The organism is Plasticicumulans sp., from assembly GCF_035331805.1.
Lineage (GTDB): Bacteria > Pseudomonadota > Gammaproteobacteria > Competibacterales > Competibacteraceae > Plasticicumulans.
Genome location: NZ_DAOLKE010000318.1, coordinates 1 through 4,050 on the forward strand (window position 1 = coordinate 1; position 4,050 = coordinate 4,050).

3 protein-coding genes and 1 tRNA gene are annotated in these 4,050 nt (G+C 68.2%); all 4 read left to right on the plus strand.

All coding sequences use genetic code 11. From position 1 onward, the window contains the following. Positions 1–2,554 (plus strand): carbamoyl-phosphate synthase large subunit (gene carB / locus PKE44_RS16035; protein ID WP_324553139.1); only part of this gene is annotated, 2,554 nt, incomplete at its 5' end. Continuing rightward, positions 2,551–3,030, plus strand: coding sequence for a transcription elongation factor GreA (gene greA / locus PKE44_RS16040; protein ID WP_324553141.1), 480 nt, complete (start codon positions 2,551–2,553; stop codon positions 3,028–3,030). The genes carB and greA, both read left to right, overlap by 4 nt. A 99-nt stretch (positions 3,031–3,129) precedes the next feature. Next, entirely contained in the window at positions 3,130–3,912 is a 783-nt protein-coding gene (locus PKE44_RS16045) for a serine protease (RefSeq protein ID WP_324553144.1), read from the plus strand. A 47-nt stretch (positions 3,913–3,959) separates the two neighbouring features. Next, positions 3,960–4,034, plus strand: a tRNA-Val gene (locus tag PKE44_RS16050). The last annotated feature ends 16 nt before the right edge of the window (positions 4,035–4,050 follow it).

Below are 4,050 nucleotides of genomic sequence, written 5' to 3' on the forward strand. Positions count from 1 at the left end.
CGACAACTGCATCATCGTCTGCTCGATCGAGAACTTCGATCCGATGGGCGTGCACACCGGCGACTCGATCACCGTCGCACCGGCGCAGACGCTGACCGACCGCGAATACCAGATCATGCGCGACGCCTCGCTGGCGGTGCTGCGCAAGATCGGCGTCGACACCGGCGGCTCGAACGTGCAGTTCGGCCTCAATCCCGCCGACGGGCGCATGGTCGTCATCGAGATGAACCCGCGCGTGTCGCGCTCCTCGGCGCTCGCCTCGAAGGCCACCGGCTTCCCGATCGCCAAGGTCGCGGCCAAGCTCGCGGTCGGCTACACGCTCGATGAGCTGAAGAACGAGATCACCGGCGGGCTGACGCCGGCCTCGTTCGAACCGTCGATCGATTACGTCGTCACCAAGGTGCCGCGCTTCAACTTCGAGAAGTTCCCGCAGGCCGACGCGCGCCTGACCACGCAGATGAAGTCGGTCGGCGAGATCATGGCGATCGGCCGCACCTTCCAGGAGTCGGTGCACAAGGCGCTGCGCGGCCTGGAGATCGGCACCGACGGCTTCAATCCGCTGCTCGATCGCCTCGATCCCGAGGCGCCGCTGCGCCTGAAGCAGGAACTCGGCGTGCCCGGCGCGCACCGCATCTGGTACGTCGCCGATGCCTTCCGGCTCGGCTACACGGTCGAGCAGGTGCACGACTACACGCGGATCGACCCGTGGTTCCTCGACCAGATCGCCGAACTGATCGAACTCGAGGCCGGCATCGCCGGCCACGGCGTCGCCGGCCTGCGCGAGCGCGATCGCCTGTACGGCCTCAAGCGCAAGGGCTTCTCGGACCGGCGCCTCGCGGCGCTGACCGGCACGAACGAGCACGAGATCCGCACGCTGCGCACCAGCCTGAACGTGCATCCGGTCTACAAGCGCGTCGACTCCTGCGCCGCCGAGTTCGCGACCGGCACCGCGTATCTCTATTCGACCTACGAGGAGGAATGCGAGGCCGCCCCGAGTGCGCGCGACAAGATCATGATCCTCGGCGGCGGGCCGAACCGCATCGGCCAGGGCATCGAGTTCGACTACTGCTGCGTCCACGCCGCACTGTCGCTGCGCGAGGACGGCTACGAGACGATCATGGTCAACTGCAACCCCGAGACCGTCTCGACCGACTACGACACCTCGGACCGCCTGTACTTCGAGCCGCTGACGCTGGAGGACGTGCTGGAGATCGTGCGCGTCGAGGCGCCGAAGGGCGTGATCGTGCAGTACGGCGGCCAGACGCCGCTGAAGCTCGCGCGTCCGCTCGAAGCCGCCGGCGTGCCGATCATCGGCACCAGCCCCGATGCCATCGACCGCGCCGAGGACCGCGAGCGCTTCCAGCGCATGATCGACGAACTGGCGCTGCGCCAGCCGCCGAACCGCACCGCGCGCGATCCCGAGACCGCCGTGCGCCTGGCCGCCGAGATCGGCTATCCGCTGGTCGTGCGTCCGTCCTACGTGCTCGGCGGCCGGGCGATGGAGATCGTCCACAACGAGGACGACCTGCGCCGCTACATGCGCGAGGCCGTGCAGGTCAGCAATGACAGTCCGGTGCTGCTCGATCGCTTCCTGAACGACGCAATCGAGGTCGATGTCGACGCGATCGCCGACGCCGACGGCGATGTCGTCATCGGCGGCATCATGGAGCACATCGAGGAGGCCGGCGTGCACTCGGGCGATTCGGCCTGCTCGCTGCCGCCGTACTCGCTGTCGCCGCTGACGCTCGACCGGCTGCGCACGCAGGTGCGGGCGATGGCGCGCGAGCTCGGCGTCGTCGGGCTGATGAACACGCAGTTCGCGATCCAGGGCGACGACATCTTCGTGCTCGAAGTCAATCCGCGCGCCTCGCGCACCGTGCCCTATGTTTCCAAGGCCACCGGCCGGCCGCTCGCGAAGATCGCCGCGCGCTGCATGGCCGGGCGCTCGCTGGCCGGGCAGGGCGTGCAGGGCGAGATCGTGCCCTCGTACTACTCGGTCAAGGAAGCCGTGTTCCCGTTCGTGAAGTTCCCGGGCGTCGATCCGCTGCTTGGCCCCGAGATGAAGTCGACCGGCGAGGTCATGGGCGTCGGGCGCAGCTTCGGCGAGGCCTACGCCAAGGCCCAGCTCGGTGCCGGCAACCGCCTGCCGGCCTCCGGCAAGGCCTTCCTGTCGGTGCGCGAGGTCGACAAGGTCAAGATCGTCGAGGTGGCGCGCGATCTGGTCGCCCGCGGCTTCTCGCTGGTCGGCACCCGCGGCACGGCGGCGACGCTCAACGCCGCCGGGCTGGAGTGCGCCATCGTCAACAAGGTCGGCGAAGGCCGGCCGCACATCGTCGACATGATCAAGAACGACGAGATCTCGCTGATCGTCAACACCACCGAAGGCAAGCAGGCCATTGCCGACTCGTTCTCGCTGCGACGCAATGCGCTGATGCACAAGGTCAGCTACACCACCACGATCGCCGCCGCGCGCGCCTCCGTCATGGCGCTCGAAGACCTCGGCAGCGATCGCGTCACCCGCCTCCAGGATTTGCACAAGGAGCTCCAGGCATGACCCAGAAGGTGCCGATGACTGCCACCGGCGCAGAAAAGCTCAGGGCCGAACTGCAGGAACTGAAAACCGTTGCCCGCCCGAAAGTCATCGAGGCGATCGCCGAGGCGCGCGCACACGGGGACCTGAAGGAAAACGCCGAATATTCCGCCGCGCGCGAGCAGCAGGGCTTCATCGAAGGCCGCATCAAGGAAATCGAATACAAGCTCTCGCATGCGCACGTCATCGACGTGACCGCGCTGCCGCGTACCGGCAAGGTCGTGTTCGGCGTCACCGTCACGCTCGCCGACGAGGACTCCGGCGACGAGGTCCGTTACCAGATCGTCGGCGAGGACGAGGCCGACATCCCGTCCGGGCGCATCTCGGTGAATTCCCCGATCGCGCGCGCGCTGATCGGCAAGGAGGAGGGCGAGGTCGCCACCGTGCAGACCCCGGGCGGCGTCCGGCACTGGGAAGTCGTGGCGGTCGAGCATCTGTAGGCGCCGGTCCCCGCGCGCCGCTTCTCTCCCGACTCCGAAGGGCAGGCCGATGCGCCTGCCCTTCGCGTTTCGGCCCCCCGACGACGCAGGTTCACTGCCATGTACCGATGCCTGACCCGCGCGACGCTGCTCGCGATCCTTGCCCTGAGCGGCCTGCTGCCGGCCGCCGTGCCGGCGGCGAGCCTGCCCGACACCATCGATGCGATCCGCGGCGCCGTCGTCGCCGTCGGCACCTACGAGGCCACACGCCGGCCGCCGGCGAACTTCCTCGGCACCGGCTTCGTCGTCGGCGACGGCACCTGGGTGATCACCAACGCCCACGTCGTCGACAAGCCGCTCGATCCGGTCAAGCGCGAGTTTCCGGCCGTGTTCGCCGGGCGCGGCAACGAGTTCGCGACCATCGAGGCGAAGATCGTGCAGACCGATCCCGAGCACGACCTGGCGCTGCTGAAGCTGCTCGGCGCGCCGCTGCCGACGCGCTTCAGGCTCGCCGGCGGCCTGCCGCGCGAGGGGCAGGAGATCGCGTTCACCGGCTTTCCGATCGGCGTCGTGCTCGGCCTGTACCCGGTCACGCACCGCGGCATCGTCTCGGCGATCACGCCGGTCGCGATCCCGGCGCCCTCGGCCGGCCAGCTCGACGCCAACGCCATCCGCCGCCTGAGCCGGCCGTTCAACGTGCTGCAGCTCGACGCCACCGCCTACCCCGGCAACAGCGGCAGCCCGCTGTACGACCCGGCGAGCGGCCGCGTCTACGGCGTCATCAACTCGGTGTTCATCAAGGAAACCAAGGAAAACGTCATCCAGAAGCCGAGCGGCATCACCTACGCGATCCCGGTCGAATACCTGCAGGCCCTGATGCGCAAGGCCGGCGCCGGCAACTGACGGCTTGACGCTGCCGGACCTGGCCCGTAATATGCGCGGCCTGTTTGGGGCGATTAGCTCAGCGGGAGAGCACTTCCTTCACACGGAAGGGGTCAGTGGTTCGATCCCACTATCGCCCACCAAATAAATCAACGGCTT